Source organism: Tatumella ptyseos ATCC 33301 (genome assembly GCF_000735525.1).
GTDB lineage: Bacteria > Pseudomonadota > Gammaproteobacteria > Enterobacterales > Enterobacteriaceae > Tatumella > Tatumella ptyseos.
This window is the reverse complement of sequence record NZ_JMPR01000028.1, coordinates 215268-237009: the sequence shown is the minus strand read 5'-3', so window position 1 is coordinate 237009 and position 21742 is coordinate 215268. Positions and strand designations below refer to the sequence as shown.

Annotated in this window: 21 protein-coding genes; 11 read left to right on the top strand and 10 right to left on the bottom strand. The window is 50.9% G+C overall.

Translation table 11 applies throughout. From position 1 onward, the window contains the following. Positions 1 to 71 precede the first annotated feature (71 nt). The 10 genes from hisG to GTPT_RS08795 all read left to right on the top strand — a co-directional run bounded on the left by hisG (position 72) and on the right by GTPT_RS08795 (position 9511). The gene (hisG, locus tag GTPT_RS08840) at positions 72 to 971 is read left to right on the top strand and encodes an ATP phosphoribosyltransferase (protein ID WP_025903437.1); all 900 of its coding nucleotides are present in this window, start codon (positions 72 to 74) and stop codon (positions 969 to 971) included. 3 nt (positions 972 to 974) lie between these two features. Further along, positions 975 to 2282, top strand: coding sequence for a histidinol dehydrogenase (gene hisD / locus GTPT_RS08835; protein WP_029990603.1), 1308 nt, complete (start codon positions 975 to 977; stop codon positions 2280 to 2282). Continuing rightward, positions 2279 to 3358 (top strand): histidinol-phosphate transaminase, encoded by a 1080-nt coding sequence (gene hisC, locus GTPT_RS08830; protein ID WP_029990602.1) that lies wholly within the window; start codon positions 2279 to 2281, stop codon positions 3356 to 3358. Before hisD ends, hisC begins: the two co-directional genes overlap by 4 nt. Further along, a complete protein-coding gene (hisB, locus tag GTPT_RS08825) occupies positions 3355 to 4422 on the top strand; it encodes a bifunctional histidinol-phosphatase/imidazoleglycerol-phosphate dehydratase HisB (protein WP_025903434.1) in 1068 nt (355 codons plus the stop codon). The genes hisC and hisB overlap by 4 nt, the downstream gene beginning before the upstream one ends. Next, positions 4422 to 5012 carry an imidazole glycerol phosphate synthase subunit HisH gene (gene hisH, locus GTPT_RS08820; RefSeq protein ID WP_025903433.1) on the top strand — a complete coding sequence of 197 codons (591 nt, stop codon included), beginning with the start codon at positions 4422 to 4424 and terminating at the stop codon, positions 5010 to 5012. Before hisB ends, hisH begins: the two co-directional genes overlap by 1 nt. Then, a complete protein-coding gene (gene hisA / locus GTPT_RS08815; protein ID WP_029990601.1) occupies positions 5012 to 5749 on the top strand; it encodes a 1-(5-phosphoribosyl)-5-[(5-phosphoribosylamino)methylideneamino]imidazole-4-carboxamide isomerase in 738 nt (245 codons plus the stop codon). The genes hisH and hisA overlap by 1 nt, the downstream gene beginning before the upstream one ends. Continuing rightward, on the top strand, positions 5731 to 6507 hold the full coding sequence (hisF, locus tag GTPT_RS08810; protein WP_025903431.1) for an imidazole glycerol phosphate synthase subunit HisF: 777 nt from the start codon (positions 5731 to 5733) through the stop codon (positions 6505 to 6507). Before hisA ends, hisF begins: the two co-directional genes overlap by 19 nt. Further along, positions 6501 to 7118 carry a bifunctional phosphoribosyl-AMP cyclohydrolase/phosphoribosyl-ATP diphosphatase HisIE gene (hisIE, locus tag GTPT_RS08805; RefSeq protein ID WP_025903430.1) on the top strand — a complete coding sequence of 206 codons (618 nt, stop codon included), beginning with the start codon at positions 6501 to 6503 and terminating at the stop codon, positions 7116 to 7118. Before hisF ends, hisIE begins: the two co-directional genes overlap by 7 nt. Positions 7119 to 7507: 389 nt before the next feature. Continuing rightward, positions 7508 to 8293, top strand: a complete 786-nt coding sequence (locus GTPT_RS08800) for an ABC transporter substrate-binding protein (RefSeq protein ID WP_025903429.1) — start codon at positions 7508 to 7510, stop codon at positions 8291 to 8293. A 99-nt stretch (positions 8294 to 8392) separates the two neighbouring features. Further along, on the top strand, positions 8393 to 9511 hold the full coding sequence (locus tag GTPT_RS08795; RefSeq protein WP_029990600.1) for a succinylglutamate desuccinylase/aspartoacylase family protein: 1119 nt from the start codon (positions 8393 to 8395) through the stop codon (positions 9509 to 9511). A gap of 30 nt (positions 9512 to 9541) precedes the next feature. Here the strand turns inward: GTPT_RS08795 and GTPT_RS08790 are convergent, their stop codons facing one another. The 8 genes from GTPT_RS08790 to GTPT_RS08755 all read right to left on the bottom strand — a co-directional run bounded on the left by GTPT_RS08790 (position 9542) and on the right by GTPT_RS08755 (position 19382). After that, a complete protein-coding gene (locus GTPT_RS08790; RefSeq protein ID WP_051170789.1) occupies positions 9542 to 10813 on the bottom strand; it encodes a glycosyltransferase family 2 protein in 1272 nt (423 codons plus the stop codon). Between the two features lie 344 nt (positions 10814 to 11157). Continuing rightward, positions 11158 to 12564, bottom strand: coding sequence for an NADP-dependent phosphogluconate dehydrogenase (gene gndA / locus GTPT_RS08785; protein ID WP_025903426.1), 1407 nt, complete (start codon positions 12562 to 12564; stop codon positions 11158 to 11160). 214 nt (positions 12565 to 12778) lie between these two features. After that, on the bottom strand, positions 12779 to 13912 hold the full coding sequence (locus tag GTPT_RS08780) for a glycosyltransferase family 4 protein (RefSeq protein ID WP_029990598.1): 1134 nt from the start codon (positions 13910 to 13912) through the stop codon (positions 12779 to 12781). Then, a complete protein-coding gene (locus GTPT_RS08775) occupies positions 13909 to 14811 on the bottom strand; it encodes a glycosyltransferase (protein WP_029990597.1) in 903 nt (300 codons plus the stop codon). The genes GTPT_RS08780 and GTPT_RS08775 overlap by 4 nt, the downstream gene beginning before the upstream one ends. Then, positions 14808 to 15965 (bottom strand): UDP-galactopyranose mutase, encoded by a 1158-nt coding sequence (gene glf, locus GTPT_RS08770; RefSeq protein ID WP_029990596.1) that lies wholly within the window; start codon positions 15963 to 15965, stop codon positions 14808 to 14810. The genes GTPT_RS08775 and glf overlap by 4 nt, the downstream gene beginning before the upstream one ends. Before the next feature lie 3 nt (positions 15966 to 15968). After that, positions 15969 to 17873, bottom strand: coding sequence for a DUF4422 domain-containing protein (locus GTPT_RS08765; protein WP_029990595.1), 1905 nt, complete (start codon positions 17871 to 17873; stop codon positions 15969 to 15971). 1 nt (position 17874) lies between these two features. Beyond that, entirely contained in the window at positions 17875 to 18615 is a 741-nt protein-coding gene (locus tag GTPT_RS08760; protein ID WP_025903421.1) for an ABC transporter ATP-binding protein, read from the bottom strand. After that, the gene (locus GTPT_RS08755; RefSeq protein WP_025903420.1) at positions 18615 to 19382 is read right to left on the bottom strand and encodes an ABC transporter permease; all 768 of its coding nucleotides are present in this window, start codon (positions 19380 to 19382) and stop codon (positions 18615 to 18617) included. The genes GTPT_RS08760 and GTPT_RS08755 overlap by 1 nt, the downstream gene beginning before the upstream one ends. A 21-nt stretch (positions 19383 to 19403) precedes the next feature. Between GTPT_RS08755 and GTPT_RS17915 the strand changes: the two genes are divergently transcribed. Beyond that, positions 19404 to 19535 (top strand): hypothetical protein, encoded by a 132-nt coding sequence (locus tag GTPT_RS17915; protein WP_256360150.1) that lies wholly within the window; start codon positions 19404 to 19406, stop codon positions 19533 to 19535. Positions 19536 to 19541: 6 nt separating this feature from the next. Here the strand turns inward: GTPT_RS17915 and galE are convergent, their stop codons facing one another. Together galE and galF are read right to left on the bottom strand one after the other, a co-directional pair. Next, complete coding sequence (gene galE, locus GTPT_RS08750; protein WP_025903419.1) at positions 19542 to 20555, bottom strand: UDP-glucose 4-epimerase GalE; 1014 nt, start codon at positions 20553 to 20555, stop codon at positions 19542 to 19544. A 33-nt stretch (positions 20556 to 20588) separates the two neighbouring features. Next, complete coding sequence (gene galF, locus GTPT_RS08745; protein WP_025903418.1) at positions 20589 to 21485, bottom strand: UTP--glucose-1-phosphate uridylyltransferase GalF; 897 nt, start codon at positions 21483 to 21485, stop codon at positions 20589 to 20591. Positions 21486 to 21742 lie beyond the last annotated feature (257 nt).

Here is a 21742-nt window from a genome sequence, read left to right as displayed (position 1 = left end):
GGGTTTTTTTATGGACAACGATTTCAGAATAATAAATTCCGTACAGGAAAAATAAGCAGAGGACAGGACAGATGTTAGATAATAAACGTATCCGTATTGCAATGCAGAAATCAGGCCGTCTGAGTGATGATTCCAGAGAACTGCTTAGCCGCTGCGGCATTAAAATTAATCTGCAGCAACAGCGCCTGATTGCCTTCGCAGAAAATATGCCTATCGATATTCTGCGGGTACGCGATGACGATATTCCGGGCCTGGTGATGGACGGTGTCGTTGATTTAGGAATTATCGGCGAAAACGTGCTGGAAGAAGAACTGCTGACCCGCCAGGCCCAGGGCGAAAATGCCGGTTACACGACTCTGCGCCGTCTGGATTTCGGGGGCTGCCGTTTATCACTGGCGATGCCTGCCGATGCCGGATATACCGGGCCGGAATGTCTGGATAACAAACGCATCGCCACCTCCTACCCGCATCTGCTGAAACGCTACTTTGATAGCAAAAACCTCTCTTTTAAACCCTGTATGCTGAACGGCTCCGTCGAAGTTGCTCCCCGTGCCGGTCTGGCCGATGCCATCTGTGACCTGGTGTCCACCGGGGCGACACTGGAAGCCAATGGCCTGCGCGAGGTGGATGTCATTTATCGCTCCAAAGCGGTGTTGATCCAGCGCGAAGGCGAAATGCCGGAAGAAAAACAGTACCTGATCGACAAACTGCTGACCCGTATCCAGGGCGTCATTAAAGCACGTGAATCCAAGTACATTATGCTGCATGCGCCATCTGAGCGCCTGGAAGAAGTCATTGCCCTGATGCCTGGCGCAGAGCGTCCGACCGTACTGCCACTGGCGGGTGACCAGGCCCGTGTCGCCATGCATATGGTCAGCAGCGAGACCCTGTTCTGGGAAACGATGGAAAAACTGAAATCTCTGGGTGCCAGTTCCATCCTTGTTCTGCCCATTGAAAAAATGATGGAGTAAGAGATGAGCCGCTTCGACACTATTATTCGCTGGAATGAGTGTTCTGCTGACGAGCAACAGGCTTTACTGAAACGCCCTGCGCTGGCTTCTTCAGACACCATCAGCCAGACCGTACAGCATGTGCTCGACCAGGTGTTTAGCCGGGGTGATGATGCGCTGCGTCAGTTTAGTGCGCAGTTTGATAAAGTAAGCCCTGAAACGATTGCTGTCAGTGCCGCCGAAATCGATGCCGCGGTCTCCCGGGTCAGTGGATCACTGAAATCGGCGATGCAGACAGCAGTCGCTAATATCGATGCTTTTCATCAGGCGCAGGTGTTTCCTGGCGTGGATATCGAAACCCGCCCGGGCGTACGTTGCCAGCAGGTCACCCGCCCTATTCGCTCGGTCGGTCTCTATATTCCGGGCGGATCTGCCCCCCTGTTTTCCACCGTCCTGATGCTGGCAACACCGGCACGAATTGCCGGATGTGAAAAAGTTGTGCTCTGTTCACCGCCACCGATTGCCGACGAGATCCTGTACGCAGCACGTTTGTGCGGTGTGACCGAAGTCTTTCAGGTGGGTGGCGCGCAGGCCATTGGTGCGATGGCGTTCGGCACCGATACCGTACCGAAAGTCGATAAAATCTTTGGTCCGGGTAACGCCTGGGTGACCGAAGCCAAGCGCCAGGTCAGTCAGCGGCTGGAAGGCGCGGCCATCGATATGCCGGCCGGTCCGTCAGAAGTGCTGGTCATTGCCGATGAACAGGCCACCCCTGCGTTTGTTGCCTCTGATCTGCTGTCTCAGGCAGAGCACGGCCCGGACTCGCAAGTGGTTCTGCTGACGCCGTCAGCGACACTGGCGCAGCAGGTGGCTGAGGAAATAACGGCTCAACTGACTCTGTTGCCCCGTGCAGAGACCGCGTGTCAGGCGCTGGAAAGTAGCCGGCTGATCGTGGCCGATGACCTGGCGCAATGCATCGCTATATCTAATCAGTATGGCCCTGAACACCTGATCATTCAGACCCGTGATGCCCGCCAATGGGTTGACCAGATTACCAGTGCCGGCTCTGTGTTCCTGGGTGACTGGTCACCGGAGTCTGCCGGGGACTACGCCTCGGGAACCAACCATGTTTTGCCGACTTACGGCTACACCGCGACCTATTCAAGTCTGGGTCTGGCCGACTTTCAGAAACGGATGACCATTCAGGAACTTTCTCCGGCAGGTTTTTTATCACTGGCTCCGGCGATTGAAGAACTGGCGGCGGCTGAGCGGCTCGATGCGCACAAGAATGCCGTGACATTACGGGTGAAAGCACTGGAGGATAATGTATGACGGGTTCTATCGGGCAACTTGCCCGCAAAAATGTGCGGGAGCTGACGCCTTATCAGTCAGCAAGACGCTTAGGCGGCAACGGTGATGTGTGGCTGAATGCGAATGAATATCCGCTGGCCGTCCCTTTCAGTTTTACCCAGCAGACCCTGAACCGTTACCCGGAATGCCAGCCGGCACAGGTGATTGAGCGGTATGCCGCTTACTGCGGGCTGAATAAAGAGCAGGTGCTGGTCAGCCGCGGGGCCGACGAAGGTATCGAACTCCTGATGCGGGCCTTCTGCGAGCCGGGTCAGGATAAAGTCATGTTTTGTCCGCCAACCTACGGCATGTATAGCGTCAGTGCAGAAACACTGGCGATAGAAACCCTGACCGTTCGCTCGCTCGATGACTGGCAACTGAATCTGCCTGCCATCCTGTCACAACTGGACGGGGTTAAACTGATTTATCTGTGCAGCCCGAACAACCCGACCGGTAACCTGGTTAATCCGGACGATATCCGTCAGCTTCTGGCAGCCACGGCAGGAAAAGCCCTGGTGATTGCCGATGAAGCCTATATCGATTTCTGTCCTGACGCTTCACTGGTCAGCTGGCTGGACGAATTCCCGAACCTGGTCATTTTGCGCACCCTCTCTAAAGCATTTGCTCTGGCCGGGCTGCGTTGCGGTTTTACTCTGGCAAACCGGGAAGTGATCGATGTGCTGTTAAAAGTGATAGCCCCTTATCCGCTCTCCACCCCGGTGGCTGAAATTGCTGCCAGTGCTCTGAGCGAACAAGGGCTGGCTGAAATGCGCAGGCATGTGGCGGAGCTTAACAGCACCCGTGAATGGCTGCTGCAGCAACTCCAGGCATCCCCCCTGACAGAGCAGGTGTACCCAAGCCATGCTAACTATCTGCTGGCTAAATTCACCGACTCACCGCGCGTCTTCCGCGCACTGTGGGACCAGGGGATCATTTTACGTGATCAGAATAAGAACCCCGGCCTGGCGGGATGTTTACGAATTTCTATCGGTACCCGTCAGGAGTGTGAAACCCTGATCACCGCCCTGAATAACCTGACTTTGGCGGAGCAAGCATGAGCCAGAAAACCCTTTTTATTGACCGTGACGGCACCCTGATTTCTGAACCCCCTGAAGACTTCCAGGTCGACCGTATGGATAAACTGGCCTTCGAGCCAGGTGTCGTCCCGGCACTGCTGCGTCTGCAGGCTGCCGGCTACCGGCTGGTGATGATCACCAATCAGGACGGGCTGGGCACCGACAGTTTTCCGCAAGCGGATTTCGATGGTCCACACAATCTGATGATGCAGATCTTTACCTCGCAGGGGATCGCCTTCGATGAAGTGCTGATTTGCCCTCATAAACCGGAAGACCACTGTGACTGCCGCAAACCGGCGACAAAACTGGTTGAGCCGTGGCTGCAGGCCGGTGTGCCGGATAAAGAACACAGCTATGTCATCGGCGACCGCCAGACGGATATTCAGCTTGCCGAAAATATGGGTATCAAAGGTATTCGTTACGGTGAAGAAGAGAACTTCTGGCCTGCCATCGCCGAACGTCTGACCCGTAAAGATCGCCACGCTCTGGTCCAGCGTAATACCAAAGAAACCCGTATTACGGCTGAAGTCTGGCTGGATCGTGAAGGCGAAAGCAAAATCAGTACCGGTGTCGGCTTTTTTGATCACATGCTGGATCAGATTGCTACTCACGGCGGCTTACGGATGAATATCGATGTTAAAGGTGATCTTTACATTGATGATCACCATACGGTTGAGGATACCGGCCTGGCATTGGGTGAAGCATTACTGAAAGCACTGGGTGATAAACGCGGTATCGGCCGTTTCGGCTTTGTGTTGCCCATGGATGAGTGTCAGGCTCGTTGTGCGCTGGATATCTCCGGACGCCCTTACCTGGTGTATAAAGCAGAGTTTAACTATCAGCGCGTCGGCGACCTCAGTACCGAGATGATCGAACACTTTTTCCGTTCACTCTCGTACAGCATGGCCTGTACCCTGCACCTGAAGACCAAAGGGCATAATGACCATCACCGTGCCGAAAGTCTGTTTAAAGCCTTTGGCCGTACGCTTCGTCAGGCAATTCAGGTGAACGGGAACACACTGCCGAGCTCAAAAGGAGTTCTGTAATGGATGTGGTTATTCTTGATACCGGGTGCGCAAATCTGTCATCCGTAAAATGGGCCATTGAACGTCTGGGCTATCAGCCTATCGTCAGCCGCGATAAAAACGTGGTGCTGAATGCTGACAAGCTGTTTCTGCCGGGCGTAGGTACCGCCAGAGCAGCAATGGATCAATTACGTGAACGTGAGCTGATCGAACTTATCCGTAACTGTACTCAGCCAGTGCTGGGTATCTGCCTGGGGATGCAACTGCTTGCACAGCGCAGTGAAGAGTCAACCGGTATCGATACTCTGGACATTATCCATGCACCGGTATCACTGATGGAAACCGGCTCCCTGCCCCTGCCACATATGGGCTGGAACCAGTTGACGGCACAGGCAGGCCATCCGTTATTCCGCAATATTGCGCCGGAAAGCTATTTTTACTTTGTGCACAGCTACGCGATGCCGGTGACCGGAGCGACCATTGCACAGTGTGATTATGGCCAGCCGTTCTCTGCGGCCGTGCAGCAGGATAACTTCTACGGTGTCCAGTTCCACCCCGAGCGTTCAGGCAAAGCGGGCGCACAGTTAATTAAAAATTTCCTGGAGATGTAATGATTATCCCCGCACTTGATTTAATAGAAGGTAAAGTCGTTCGTCTTCACCAGGGAGATTACGCACAGCAACGTGATTACGGTAATGATCCGCTGCCACGGTTGCAGGCCTACCAGCAGGAAGGCGCGCAGGTGTTGCATCTGGTGGATTTAACCGGCGCCAAAGATCCGGCGGCACGCCAGATCCCGCTGCTGAAAACCTTGCTGGCCGGGGTCCCGGCCCCGGTTCAGGTGGGCGGCGGGATCCGCAGCCGTGAAGATGTGGCAGCACTGCTGGGTGCAGGCGCTGCCCGTGTAGTGGTCGGATCCACGGCGGTAAAACAACCGGAAGAAGTCAGGCAGTGGTTTGCTGAGTTCGGGCCGGATGCGATCGTACTGGCACTGGACATCCGTATTGATGAGCAGCAGCGTAAAGAAGTTGCCATCAGCGGCTGGCAGGAAGCCGCCGGTGTGACTTTGGAACAGGTGATCGAAGACTATCAGTCGGTCGGGCTGAAACATGTGCTTTGTACCGACATTTCGCGTGACGGCACGCTGGCCGGTTCAAACGTTGAGCTTTATCAGGAAATCACCGCGCAGTACCCGGAGATTGCCTTTCAGTCATCAGGCGGCATCGGTTCACTGGAAGATATCGCCGCATTACGTGATAGCGGTGTCCGCGGTGTGATCGTCGGTCGTGCACTGCTCGAAGGTAAATTTACAGTGACGGAGGCTATCGCATGCTGGCAAAACGGATAATACCTTGTCTGGATGTACGTGACGGTCAGGTGGTCAAAGGAGTACAGTTCCGTAACCACGAAATCATCGGCGAGATTGTGCCATTGGCAAAGCGCTATGCGGAAGAAGGTGCCGATGAGCTGGTCTTTTACGATATCACGGCCTCTTCGGATGACCGGGTGGTGGATAAAAGCTGGGTGTCACGCGTCGCTGAAGTGATCGATATCCCCTTCTGCGTCGCCGGCGGGATCAAATCCGTGGAAGATGCGGCACAAATCCTCTCCTTCGGCGCGGATAAGATTTCGATTAACTCCCCGGCTCTTGCCGACCCTGAGCTGATCACCCGTCTGGCGGACCGCTTTGGGGTTCAGTGCATCGTGGTCGGTATTGATACCTGGTATGATGAAAATACCGGCCTGTACCACGTTAACCAGTATACCGGCGACGAGTCACGGACCCGGGTGACCCAATGGCAGACCACCGACTGGGTACAGGAAGTGCAGAAGCGCGGTGCCGGTGAAATCGTACTGAATATGATGAACCAGGATGGCGTGCGTAACGGTTATGACCTGAAGCAGTTAAAAGCTGTCCGTGAACTTTGCCATGTTCCGCTTATCGCCTCCGGCGGAGCCGGGACCATGCAACACTTCCTTGACGCGTTCCGGGAGACAAATATCGATGGCGCGCTTGCGGCCTCCGTATTTCATAAACAAGTCATTAATATTGCAGAGCTGAAAGCGTTCCTGCAATCCAACAGTGTGGAGATCCGTGCGTGTTAACGGCAGAACAACTCTCCCGGCTTGACTGGGAAAAAACAGAAGGAATGATCCCTGCGGTCATTCAGCACAAGGTTTCCGGCGAAGTTCTGATGCTGGGTTATATGAATGCACAGGCACTTGAGCAGACACTGAGCAGCGGTAAAGTCACCTTCTGGTCACGTACCAAAGGGCGTCTGTGGACAAAAGGCGAATCTTCCGGGCATTTTCTGCAGGTTGAAAGTATCACGCCGGACTGTGATAACGACAGCCTGCTGATTCTGGCGAACCCGATTGGCCCGACCTGCCATACCGGCACTTCCAGCTGTTTCTCACCCGCATCCAGTGACTGGGGGTTCCTGTACCAGCTGGAACAACTGCTGGCGAGCCGTAAGTCGGCCGATCCTGACAGTTCTTACACGGCCAGTCTGTATGCCCGCGGCACAAAGCGTATTGCCCAGAAAGTCGGTGAAGAAGGTGTTGAGACGGCACTGGCCGCCACGGTGAATGATCGCTTCGAGCTGACCAATGAAGCCTCTGATCTGATCTATCACCTGCTGGTACTGTTACAGGATCAGGAACTGGATCTGAGTGCAGTCATCAATAATCTGCGTGATCGTCACCAGAAGAAATAATGCCTGCCGCAGAGTCCGCCGCTCAGTGTGGCGGACCCTGCGGTAACAACAGGCCGTGACGGTATCACCGCCACGGCCTGCTTCCTGCCTGTCGCCGTTTGCCACCGGACACGCCCGACGCATTGCGCCATTTGTATCACCTCCCGTTTCCCGCCTTCCCGCTATCAATACCGTTGCCTGAAAGCCGGGCCAAAGTCTGTCCCGCAGCGGAATACAGAGAGTTGTCGCATAGCCCTGTCACAAGACCGTAATTATTGCTAGATTAACGATGGACTGTATAAAGCAGTCTTTTTGGCAGGACGCGAAGTGTCACCGCTCCGCAACAGAACCTCCCGGCACAGGGAGGGATAATTTATTACAACATTAAAATAATCAGGAATCTGCAAATTATGACGTTCACCCGTAAGTTACGCCTGTCACTGCTGACCGCTCTGCTGGCCGGCGCTCCGTTACTCAGCCAGGCAGCACTCACTCAGGTTCGCTTTGCGGTAGACCCGACCTATCCGCCGTTCGAGTCCAAAACCGCTGACGGAAAACTGGTTGGCTTCGATATCGATTTGGGTAATGCCCTGTGTCAGCAGATGGATGTGAAGTGTGTCTGGGTTGAAAATGAGTTCGACGGAATGATCCCGGCACTGAAAGCCCGTAAATTTGACGCTATTCTGTCGGATATGGGGATCACTGCGGAACGTCTGAAACAGATCGATTTCACCGTACCGGTATATAACACCCCGGTCATGCTGGTCGCCCGCAAAGGTTCAGGACTGTTACCTACTGCTGAATCTCTGAAAGGGAAATCCGTGGGTGTTGAACAGGGCACCGTTCAGGAACGCTATGCACGTCTGAAATGGCAGCCTTACGGCGTTAATGTCGTCCCTTACGGCGACCAGGCTCAGGTCGAGAATGACCTTGTCGCCGGCCGTATTGATGCAGAATTCACCGACGGCGCACAGGCAGGTATCGGCTTCCTGAAATCGCCCGCCGGCAAAGACTTTGAGTTATCCGGCCCGGCTGTGGAAGATCCGATCATCGGCCCGGGCACCGCTATCGGTCTGCGTAAAGGGGACACCGAACTGCGCACCGCCCTGGATGATGCTTATGCAAAAATCAAAGCCAACGGTACCTTTGATAAACTCCAGAAAAAATACTTCACCACCGATATTTCTGTGAAGTAATACGCTCTGCGACCGGAGGAGTTCCTCCGGTCTTACTGCCTGACTTCCCTGCTTCGCAGTCTGTCCGCTACTATCCCCCTGAGCCAGGACCCACACGCTATGCAACAACACAACACTCCGATACTGTCGACGACGTTCGGTACCGAACGAAAAATCGTCAGTTATGAATTCGGTCATGATGATCAGCAACAGGTGTATATCCAGGCCGCATTACACAGCGATGAATTGCCCGGCGTGGCCGTCGCCTGGTACCTGAAACATGCACTCAGTGCGCTGGAAAGTCAGGGGCAATTACGGGCAAAAATTACGCTGGTCCCGGTCGCGAACCCGATCGGATTTTCTCAACAGATACAGGGCCAGCCGCTGGGACGTTTCGATAGCCTGTCAGGTCAGGACTTTAACCGTCAGTTTCCGGCTATCGGTGAGTCACTGGCAGAGATTGCCGGGCCGGAACTGAGCCAGAATATCAGCGACAATAAGCGGGTGATCCGCCAGGCCATTGACCGGTATTTCGATGATTATACCCCGGCCACTGAACTGCAGTCACAGCGGGCAATACTGATGCGTATGGCCTGTAAGGCTGACCTGATGATTGATATTCATTGTGACTGGGAGGCTGTCGCCCATCTGTATACCACACCGCAGGCCTGGCCAGAGGTGTCGGTATTAGGTCATCATCTGGGATGCCGCACAGCCCTGATTGCAGATATTTCCGGCGGCGAACCGTTTGACGAAGCTTGTGCCGACCCCTGGTATACGCTTCATCGGCGCTTTGGCGAGGCTTATCCGTTACCGGAGGCGCTGAAACCCGTCACACTGGAACTGCGGGGTGCCCGCGATGTCAGTCATGATCAGGCCCGTGAAGATGCCCGTGCTATCATTAATGGCCTGACAGCGCTGGGATATATTTCCGGTGAGACGCCCCCCTTGCCTGAGGTGCCTGCCCCGTTAAAAGCCGACCTGGCGGGTTGTGAATATCTGACGGCACCGCATGCCGGTGTCATCCTTTATACCCGTGAACCCGGCGAGTGGATCCATGCCGGTGAGATAGTGGCGGAAATTCTCGACCCGATCACTGATCAGCTGACACCACTGATTTGCCGACAGGACGGACTGCTGTATGCCCGTCACTGGGTACGTTTTGCCACTGCAGGCCTGCTGGTCGTCCGTCTGGCCGGTGGAGAAGCCGGCCGTCAAGGCCCCCTGCTGGTCCCCTGAGTTAGTCCGGCGGTGCCGCAGGAAGCGGACCTACTTCCTGAGGCGCCCCGCCAGCGAACGTAACTGCCCTGCAACGGTCTTTTTCCGCTGAGACTGCTCATTTAACGCCTGTAATTCACGGATGTGAATCTGCTGCTCTGCTACCTGCTGTTGCAACCGCTCAAGTTCCGATGCCATCAGCCTGTTTTGCTCCCTCAGCTCCGCCTGTTGCGAGGCTGCACGCTCTGCTTCAGCAAGCCACTGCTGCTGGTTAGCGGCCTCGCTGGCAGTGTGATGACGAAGATCCTGCTCCAGCCGGCATTTCAGTTTCATCAGTGTCGTTTCGGGATCCCCGCAGGTCAGGTCCTGATAACAGGCCGCAAGGTATTCGGATTCAATATCCGCCGCCGGTATAGCGGGGAGCTGCAGGCAGAACGTGCGGATCTGCCGATAAAAATCTGCATAGGCCGGCCAGTGTTTCAGCGTCGACAGACTCCAGCTAAGGAAGTCGATACTGTAATTAATAAAATCCCGCTGCAGCGGCAGATAAACCGGCTGGCTGGTCAGATGACAATAAAGCGCCCGGATCGCCTGTAGCGAACACTCGTAGGACAGCTCGCGGGTATTGGACAACGAGCCTTCCCGGTTATCCCGATGACTTATCAGCGACGCTTCGCACACCGAAATAGCCTTCGCCTGCAATAACAGCGCACAGACAAAGAACAAATCATTACTGGTGCGGATCTCCTGGAACTGTAAATCTGAACGCAGGATCAGGTCCCGTCTGATCAGTTTATCCCAGGCCCACCAGATAAAGGTCCGGAAAAAATTTTTACGTGTTTCAAACGCGGTAAAGGTCATGGATGCCGGTAATGACTCTGCAAGGATCGTCCATGGCGCGGGAGTACGTTGGTGTGTCAGGCAGTCCAGATTATCGCTGCGAAAAACAACCACATCTGCCCCGGCTGAAATCGCGTGACCATAGGCTTGCGCCAGCATCTCTGTTTCACAGAGATCATCATCATCCAGGAAAATAACAAAATCGCCCTTCGCCAGAGCCATCGCCCGGTTACGTGAATAGCCTGCCCCTCTGTTTTCCTCATTCACTAACACGGTCACCCGTTCATCCGTCGCGCAACACTCGCTGAGAATTCTGACAGTATTATCGGTGGAAGCATCATCAACAATAATAATCTGGATAGCTTGTAAGGTCTGTGACGTAATCGTGTGGAGTGTTTCAGCGATATAATGTTCGGCATTGAACGTCGTGATGATCGCGGTAACCTGTGGTGCTGACATGACTCCCTCCTCTGCGAATGCCATTTTCCCGGGACTCCTGTCCGCCGGTCGCCGGGCTTTATATTGCACTGATCCCGGGCCTGCATACAATACTGCTTCAGAGGTCTGCTGAACATTCTCCGGTCACAAAACCGGAATTTAAGACCACGTCAATGCGAATTGCCTGCCCGGCCATGGTCCTGAGAGGAGGAAGATTTCGGGTCATTCACAGGATAACGGCTGATTATCCGTCCCGGCGATTAAGTATATTCATCACCGGACAGCGCACTGGCCGGAGGTGATGGCAGACGGGTTGCACGGAGACAGGGGATAAAAAAACCCGGAGACTGGCCCCGGGTCTTGCAGATTTCAGACTATCAATGCTGAAATTAATCTAACCACTCAGTGTGGAAAACACCGTCTTTGTCGATACGCTTGTAGGTATGTGCACCGAAATAGTCACGCTGCGCCTGGATCAGGTTTGCAGGCAGGACTTCTGAACGGTAGCTGTCATAGTAAGCGATAGCGGCAGAGAACGTTGGCGTAGGAATACCGTTCTGCACGGCATAAGCAACAACGTCACGCAGCGCCTGCTGGTATTCATCAGCGATATTTTTGAAGTACGGTGCCAGCAGCAGGTTAGCGATTTCCGCATTTTCTGCGTAAGCATCGGTGATCTTCTGCAGGAACTGGGCACGGATAATACAACCGGCACGGAAGATTTTCGCAATTTCACCGTATTGCAGATCCCAGTCATATTGTTCAGACGCCGCACGCAACTGAGAGAAGCCCTGAGCGTAAGATACAATTTTACCCAGGTACAGGGCACGACGAACTTTTTCGATAAAGCCTGCGCTGTCTTCAGTGACGGTTTTTGCTACCGGTCCGGTCAGGACTTTAGACGCTGCAACACGCTGAGTTTTCAGAGAAGACAGGTAACGGGCAAAGACAGATTCAGTGATCAGCGACAGTGGTTCGCCTAAGTCCAGAGAACTCTGGCTGGTCCATTTGCCGGTACCTTTGTTGGCGGCTTCGTCAAGAATAACGTCAACCAGATAGTTTCCTTCGTCATCTTTCTTGGTGAAGATATCTTTGGTGATGTCGATCAGGTAGCTGTTCAGCTCACCGGTATTCCACTCGCTGAAAGTTTCAGCCAGTTGCTCGTTGCTCAGGCCTAAGGCACCTTTCAGTAAAGAGTAGGCTTCTGCAATCAGCTGCATATCGCCGTATTCGATACCGTTATGTACCATTTTAACGTAGTGGCCGGCACCGTTCGGACCAATGTAAGCCACACAAGCTTCACCCTCGGCACGGGCAGCAATCTGATCCAGGATAGGCGCAACCAGCTGGTAAGCTTCTTTCTGACCACCAGGCATGATGGATGGGCCTTTCAGTGCCCCTTCTTCGCCACCGGAAACACCGGTACCGATGAAATTGAAGCCCTGCTCAGACAGTTCTTTGTTACGACGAATGGTATCTTTATAGAAGGTGTTACCGCCATCGATAAGAATATCGCCCTTATCCAGATGCGGAGTCAGAGAAGCGATCGTTTTATCCGTTGCTTCACCGGCCTGTACCATCAGCAGAATACGACGTGGCTTTTCCAGAGACTCAACAAACTCCTCGACACTGTAGTAAGGCGCGAGTTTTTTGCCCGGATTTTCAGCAATCACTTCGTCCGTTTTTTCGCGTGAACGGTTAAAAACAGAGACGGTATAACCACGGCTCTCGATATTCAGGGCAAGGTTACGACCCATTACAGCCATACCTACTACACCGATTTGTTGCTTGGACATCACTTTCTCCTGTCTGAAGACTCAGGGTACAAATTTTGTTGAACCCATAATTTACTTATAATAAAGAAAATTTGAAATTAAAACTAACAGCACCGGGCGATTTACTCCAGTAAATCAGCACAATTCGGACAACAAACCTCCGGCGGGGCTTATCAGAGCATGCGGATATGCCGGTGTTCTGTACGATGCCTGTCTCAGCGACAGGGCTGGCAGCTTAGCGAGCCATCAATATCCGATAGATATTCAGGGTCTTCGTTATCACCCGCGCCGCCGAAAATTTCTCTACCACCAGCATTCGTCCCTGCTGCCCCATACGCCGCCGTAATTTTTTATCCTCTATCAGTACTTTTAACTGCCGGCGAAACTGATCTTCATCGCCGCGGTTTATCAGGAATCCATTAACATTATTAATAACAATACTGTTACAACCGCCACTATTATAAGCAATACATGCTCTTCCCTTTGCAGCCCCTTCAATTAATATGCGCGGTACCCCTTCCTGATAGAGAGTAGGTAGGGCAACGATGCTGGCACTCCTCAGCAGGAACTCCATATTATTGCAGGTACCCAGCCATTCAATATCACCGGTGGCCTCCCAGCGCATGATTTCTGTCGCCGGGATAGCATCAGGGTCATCCGCCACCATAATCCCTGCCACACGCAGGGTAAAACCAACCCCTTCCTGTGCAAGCTGCTGTTTAATCCGTACCAGTGCTGCCAGTCCTTTTTTTTGCAACATTCGGCTGGCAAACAACACTACCGGTTGGCCGGGGGTCACTTCTTCGCTGAAAGCATATTGCTCCACATCAACGCCACAGCCATCGATGACCGATGCCCGGCACAATGGAAATTTCACGTTCTGCCGGAACGTATCAAGATCATCAGTATGTTCGAAAATAATACGGCTACGCGGGTTCATTAAAATAAAGGCATAACACAGGCAAACCACTTTCCTCAGGCACCGGTAAAACCTGTTTCCCGCCCCGAATACCCGCCCCAGACCGACAACATTTGCGACAAAAGGGACAGAGAACAAGCGCGCATAAAGTCCTCCGATAATCACCGGCTTAATGGTCACCGCATGGATTAAGGACGGGTGAATCTGCCGTAACAGGAGGAAAGAGAACACCAGTACAGAAATAAAACCGAAAATATTGCAGGAACGTTCTTTCAACGGTAAGGCATGGCAACAGAGGCCTAACCGGGTAAATCGTCTGTGGTATTTCTTTTCAGAAATACGGGTAATGATATGAACTTCATAGCCATGATGTTTGGCAGAAAGCGCACGCGCCAGCCAGTGAAGGTCAAAATACCAGTCTGAATTAATGAAATAACAAATCTTCTTCATATGCCTGGTTTCCCCGAAACGGGGCGTTTATGGGAAAGGCCGTCACAAACAGCCTTAACCAGTAAGCGCAGGCAATAAAACCGCTGCGGGCTTTTCAGTGCCCTCAGCAGGCTATGGACTATGCGCAGCCCTATTGCTGTCCGGCCAAAAAACGGCGGGCAGTTCAGCAAGCGCCGGAACAGTAATAAATTACGCAACAGGTAATAGTGTTTCCATGCAGGCTGCCCGCTCGCCACCGAAGGAACATCATGATGCATAAGCAGTTCGGGATGATAGAGAATAGGGTTTCCCCGTGAGAACAGGCGCCAGGAGTAACAGACATCATCAAAATAAATAAAGAAATCTTTCTCTATTAAGCCACAGCTTTCCCGGATCAGCCGTGAACTGACTATCCCCCCGACAAACGAAAACGTACAGACCCCGGAGGCTTTATCAGGGGCCGGGATAAAGGCCTTTTTATTAAATAAATAATGTATCGCGGCGAAGAATGTGTCCTGCGGAGCGGACCAGGGCACATTCATCGGGCTGAGACGTCCGTCGGCTGACAGTACTCTGGCACAATAGAGTTCGTATTTATCTGTGGCGATGCGGGAAAAATTATCAATAAAAGAGGGGTCCGGCCACGCATCATCATCGTAAAACACCACCCAGTCAGTGGTCAGATGCTCCGCAATATAAGCCACCCCACGGGAAAATCCGCCTGCCCCACCGCTATTTTCCGGACTGAAACAACAGTGGAGATGCGGAGCACTTTGTGCTTTCAGCCACTCCCGGGTCCCGTCTGTTGAGTAATTATCAATCACCACGACGGCATCGAACGGTAAGGCAAGGGTCGCTGCCAGGGTTTTCTGTAGCTTCCCGAGCCGGTTATAGGTCACTATCAATGGTGTGATTTTCATACGATATCCACCACAAAGGCCGGCATCGGCACAGCGTCCTGCAGTGACCGAAGGTATCGGTTTGCCGCTATCCGTGCTTCTGCGATAGAGGTATCCATATCTATATAACGGTATGTCGCGAGGCGTCCGGCAAAAGTAACCTGTGTTTCCTGCCGCGCACGAGCCGCATAGTGCGCCAGCATCGTTTGCTCATCCACCTGACGAACAGGATAATATGGGATATCTCCTGGCTCAGACTGACGACTGTATTCCCGGTAACAAACGGATCCCTGATGGGTCTCCCAGGGGGAAAAATACTTATGTTCGGTAATACGCGTGAAAGGGATATCCGGATCGCAGTAATTCATAACCGCCGTTCCCTGGAACTCTCCCTCATCGTAGAATTTCTCAAAATCCAGCGTCCGGTAGCCAAGACGGCCATAGGCAAACTGATAATAAGCATCCAACGGCCCGGTAAAAAACACATGATCGCAGCAGCCACGATCTTCCGGCTGAAAGGATCGATTGAGTTCTACTGAGATCAGGGGATGATCCAGTATTGCCGCAGCCAGAGCGGTATATCCGTCACGTGGCATCCCCTGATAACGGTGGCTGAAATAATTATCATCGTAAGTAAACCTGACCGGTAATCGCTTCAGTATGGCTGCCGGTAATGCAGAAGGAGCGATGCCCCATTGCTTAAGGGTATAGCCCTCAAAAAAAGTCTGATAGAGCTCCCTGCCAATAAAACGTAATGCCTGTTGTTCAAAATTTTGCGGATCAGTCAGCGATTTATCACTTTTACTGTCAATTAAGGCTTTTGCCTGTCCCGGTGAACAGGTGGTATGAAAATACTGATTAATCGTATGCAGATTAATCGGCAGTGAAAATACCTGTCCTGCCGCAGTAGCCTTGACCCGATTCATATACGGCATCATGGTACAAAACCGCTGAATATAATCCCATACCGTCTGATTATCGGTGTGAAATATATGAGGACCATAGGTATGGATCATGATACCCGTCCGGGCATCCCGTTCACTGTAGCAATTACCTGCGATATGTGAACGACTATCAATAATACAGATACCATGCCCTGCTTCGGCCAGTTCCCGGGCGATAACGGCCCCGGTCAGTCCGGCACCCACGATGAGAATACTTTTTTTATTACCCATCATTCACCCTAGGATCCGTCTGCGGATTGCATAATAATACTTAATCAGAAAATTTCGTTGCGGACTCCCGGTCGGTGCACATCGGTTAAGTAAAGGCATTAACTTCCGCTTTATCCTGGTCTGTAATAGTAATACTTCTTCACCGGACGGCATCGTAGCCCCGTGTGATCCCGGTACAGGTTTTCCCGCCAGCCGCCAATAAAGCTCCCGCTGCCACGGAGTGCCTGAAAGGTATTTTTCGAAATTATCATAAAAATCGACATGAATAGTATTCCAGGGTTTATTTTCCCCGGCATAATGGATCAGCTTCGGATGGAGGCGGGCAGAAAGAAATTCCATATAGGTTGAAAAACACAGATTCGGGAAAAAGTCATGAGTATTTCCGTTACCGTGATAGACATTCCATTCCAGCGGTAAATAAAATACCCGGTCATAAAACACCTTATTCATAATATCCTGATCAAGGAACCAGTAATGTTTTTCCTTCATGGCTTCCATCAGGGTATCGAACGTATTTTCTTTATTCATCTGACTGATATTAAAGAGAATAATACCTGCCTGAAAATAATTTTCTGTCCTCGTCATCCCGAGGGTTTTCAGCAGATACTTCCGTGCCGGCATCTGCCCGTCGGAAGAATCGGAAATAGCGCCAAATTTAACAAATCCCTCCATGACAATATCCCGGACCGCCGCCACCAGATGATCGCCCAGGTCAGTGTCATAGACGCTTCCGACATCCTCTTCTGTTACCGTATCCGCATCGATGAATAACACTTTGTCGTAAAGAGAAAAAAGACGCGGAATAAACAGTCTGGCATAAGTCGCAGAGGTAAAGTGGCCTCTGGTATGCACCTCACTCAGTTCAGTAAAGGTATTAATATCAAAAAATCTCAAACTAAAACTTTTCTTATCTTTTACCAGACTGTATAATCTTTGCTTGTTAAGAGAAGAAATGCCATTTTCCAGAATAACAATATCGTAGTTTCTCTGGTCATCTGAATTTTTTAACAATGAATGAATCAGTGCGGCACCGGAAATACTGTAATTGTCATCAAAACAGATCACCACAGGTACTGCTCGCCCGTCAAACGCGGGAGGTATTTTTCCGTTAAATGTTTCTTTTTCTATAAAAGTACGCTGCACCTCTTTGATAACAAGTTCCGGCCGTTGCGACCTTTTGTGCAAAATGAAGATATTGAATAGCCGCTCTGCAATATGTCCTATGACCCGTTGTTCCCGGGCATTGTAGTTTCTGAAAGAAATTTTTTTCTCCAGAGCTTCAAGGATCGAGAAGAGCCATTCTGAATATTCATTAAATAATTCCCGCTTCATGACAAACATATTGGTGTAGTACCCGCAGTCTGCCTGATTAAATATTTCCGCATCCGGCCTGTAGTCAGGGTAAAGTTCATACAAGGTGGCAAGCGCCAGATCATAATCTTCAATGTGCAGATCGTCACCTGCTCCGTAATGAATATAATTATTTCTGCTGCCGGCATTCGACACCGGCCAGGCTTTAGGCAATAAAATATCTGTCTGCTGCAGGCAGCGCTCAATACCCGCATCCGTTAGCTGAAATTTTTCCTCGTAGGCTGTATCAATCTCTGGCTGAACCACGACTCCCCAGAGGTCTTCTTCATAGTCCTGCTGCTCAGAAAAGTTAAGATGTCGCCGATAATGCATAAAACCGACGTACTCTGCAGGCTCCCCGTTCTTCCATGCCCAATACTGCGCCGTCAGCTCACAGTAAAACGGATTTTTATAGGAGATATTGTCTCCCCTGTCATCCCCCTCACAGCAGAGAGTATTCAGGCTGGTGGCTTTCCCCACATGTAACGGAATGACAGAGGGAGCAGACAGGAAAGCCCCGGGTTTATGGTAGCTGGTGTAAATTCTGAACTTTTTCATATTAAGACATCATATTTATATATTGTGAAATAATATCGTCTGCCTTACCGACAGCCTGCAGCCGATGGTTTTCGATCCAGATAACCTTGTCACAAATTTTTCCGACATCCATCATGTTGTGGCTGACAAACAGGATAGTGACACCGCGCTGTTTAAACTCACGGATGGTCTCCAGACATTTGTTCTGGAAGGCAATGTCACCCACTGCCATGACTTCGTCGATGATCAGGATTTCCGGGTCCGTCTGACTGATGACAGAAAAACCCAGCTTTGCCAGCATACCGCTTGAATAAACGCGAATAGGCTCATCAATAAAATCACCCAGCTCTGAAAAGGCGATAATGCCTTCCAGCTTCTGCATCACCTGTTTCTTTCTCAGGCCCAGCAGAGTGGCATTCAGGATGATATTTTCTCTGCCGGTCAGTTCAGGATGGAAACCGCCCCCCAGCTCCAGCATCGATGCAATCCGACCATGAGTAATGACACTGCCACTGCTGGGCTTAATGACACCCGCCACCAGCCCGAGTGAAGTACTCTTACCGGCACCGTTACGCCCTATCAACGCAACCGCTTCTCCTTTCTCTACAGTAAAGCTAATATTTTCTATTGCCGTATATTTGCGTCCCCGAAGTAAATTCATTGCACGACGTGGATGAAAAATAAGGTCTTTAATTCCGGTCCCGATATGGTGATATAAAGGATAGGCTTTCGAAACATCCCTGAATTCAATAGCAGCACTCATCATAATATCTCAGCAAATTTAAACTTTAGCTTATTGAATATATAGCAACCCGCAAGCAGTACCAGTATTGCCCGCAGGTAGATACAGGCAATATTTTGATAATGGATCACGCCTTTCATAAACAGGTCCCGCCATGCCAGCATCATTTCAGAGACCGGATTAATGGTCAGTAGCCATTGATATTTATCAGGGATCAGGTCAACAGAATAAAGTATCGGGGTGCAATAAAACATCAGCATGATACCCAGAGGAACAAACCGCTCCAAATCTCTGAAGAACAGGTTAAGCGAGCTAATAGCCAGCGCAATACCTAAGGTCAGCATCATCTGTGCCAGGCCTATCAAGGGTACGCCCCATAGCCAGCTGACCGACGGAGATATCCCGTAAAAAATCAGAAAGGCAACAATCACCGGCAAGGTACAGAGAAAGTGCAGAAACTCCATAAATACATTACAAAACGGAATGATTGAGCGGGGAAATACTGTTTTTTTAATCACCTGAGCATTAGCAAGAAACGAAAACAATGCATTATTTACTGAGTTTGCAAACCATTGCCAGGGAAATAATCCTGTGATAAGAAAAACTGTATAATCTGGTATTTGTACTCTCATCACTAATTTAAAAATAAAATAATAAATTAATGCAAATAACAGAGGATTAGCAACAGACCATAGATAGCCGAGAAAACTACTTTTATACCTGACTTTAAGTTCCTTTTCAGTCAATACAGAAATAATATCAACCAAATAACCGGGACTATACTTCATGTAATTACATTCCGGATTCTTATGAGTAGCTTATTAGATCTTAGAAATACGTTACCGCTACAGACGGGATGCCTGAAGAGATTTGCCACTCACTATAATGAATATTCTGCCGTGGCAGGGGCTGAGACAGCCCCTGCCGGGGAGATCCTGTGATCAGTATTACCGATATCCGTTCGGATTTTTACTCTGCCAGCGCCAGGTATCGCGCATCATTTCGTCAATCCCGCGGGTGACTGTCCATCCCAGCTCTTTCTCCGCCAGTGAGGGATCGGCCCAGAAGGCCGGCAAATCACCACTGCGGCGGGGTTTAATCTCAAACGGGATCTCCTTGCCACATGCTTTCTCAAAGGCTTTGATCATTTCCAGTACGGAATACCCTTTACCCGCCCCCAGATTATAAGCACGGCAACCATGGCCTTTCTTAAGATGATCCAGGGCTTTCAGGTGCCCCTCTGCGAGATCGACCACATGGATATAATCCCGCTGGCAGGTGCCATCCGGTGTATTGTAGTCATCACCGAAAACACCCAGTTTTTCCAGTTTACCGATGGCGACCTGAGCAATATAAGGCAGCAGGTTATTCGGGATACCGGCAGGATCTTCACCGATCTCACCCGAATGATGTGCTCCTACCGGATTGAAATAACGCAGAGCAATAGCATTGAAGCGTTCATCCGCACGAGCGAAATCCTGCATAACCTGCTCAATCATTAGTTTCGATGTTCCGTAAGGGCTGGTCGTCCCCCCTATCGGGGTGGTTTCCACATAAGGCACCGGTGCATTTTCACCGTAAACCGTCGCTGAAGAACTGAAAATAAAGTTCCCTATGCCGGCTTCACGCATTTCTTCCAGCAGAATAACGGTACCGGCAACATTATTTTCATAATATTCCAGAGGCATACGTGTCGATTCACCTACCGCTTTCAGCGCAGCGAAGTGAATAACCTCAGTCACCTGATGTTCTGCAAATAACTTTTTCAGGCATTGGCGATCACGGATGTCCCCCTGTATAAATACAGGGGCTTTCCCCGCTAAAGTGGCCACGCGTCGCAGTGATTCTTCAGAGGCATTACAGAGGTTATCCAGGACAACAACCTCATCTCCGCGTTCAAGGAGCGCCAGTACCGTGTGGGAACCAATGTACCCTGCTCCCCCCGTCACTAAAACAGACATATCAGACTCCGTATCTTAAAATTTTATCCGTCATTATTTCGCAATGATTTCCCTAAGAGTCTCACGAAACTCCTGTCCCTGAGACGGATTTCGCAGGCCATAGCTGACAAAAGCCTGCATATAGCCGAGTTTACGACCACAATTATAATCAATACCGGTCAGCAACATAGTATCCACCGGATGTTTTTTATTGAGGCTGGCGATGGCATCCGTTAGCTGTATTCTTCCCCAGGCACCTGCTTCGGTATTTTCGAGTTCTTTCCAGATATCTGCAGACAATACATAACGGCCTACCGCCGCAAGATCAGAATCCGGCAGCGCCTCTTTTTCAGGTTTCTCGACGAACATTTCAATGCGGCTGGTATCGCCCGGGTTTTCCAGCGGCTCACGCGTAGTAATAATCGAATATTCGCTCAGATCTTCCTCAGGCATGTGCTTACTCAGCACCTGGCTACGACCGGTCTCTTCAAACCGGTTGATCATGGCGGCCAGATTATAACGTAAGTGATCGGCACTCGATTCATCCAGCACAATATCCGGCAGCACTACGACAAAAGGGTTGTCACCAATCATCGGTCTGGCACTGAGCACCGCATGTCCCAGCCCCAAAGGCTGTGACTGGCGGACATTCATAATAGTCACCCCGGGAGGGCATATGGACTGAACTTCGCTGAGTAACTGACGTTTAACCCGCTGTTCAAGCAGGGCTTCGAGTTCATAGGTGGTATCAAAGTGGTTTTCAACCGCATTCTTTGAGGCATGTGTGACAAGAACGATTTCTTTAATCCCTGCGGTCGCACACTCATCAATGATGTATTGGATCATCGGCTTATCGACAATCGGCAACATTTCTTTAGGGATCGCTTTCGTTGCCGGTAATAAATGCATACCTAACCCTGCAACAGGAATGACTGCTTTTAATTTGGTCATAAACATTCCGTTTTTAAAAAAATCAGTCCCGGCAGTATGAGTGAAAAGCAGTGACAGGCAGCATAAGCATTCTCTGAATTTAGGCTGCGTCACACTTTTTTCCTGCGGCCAGTCAGGTCTGAGAGGACTAAAGTGCTGCCTATCATAGTAGCTTTTCGGATAATAAGTCTTAAATCAGGTCAAAATATTGTCATTTTCTGATCATTGTCTGACTGTCGGATTTTATTGCTGGATTTATTTACTCACTATAGTAATGA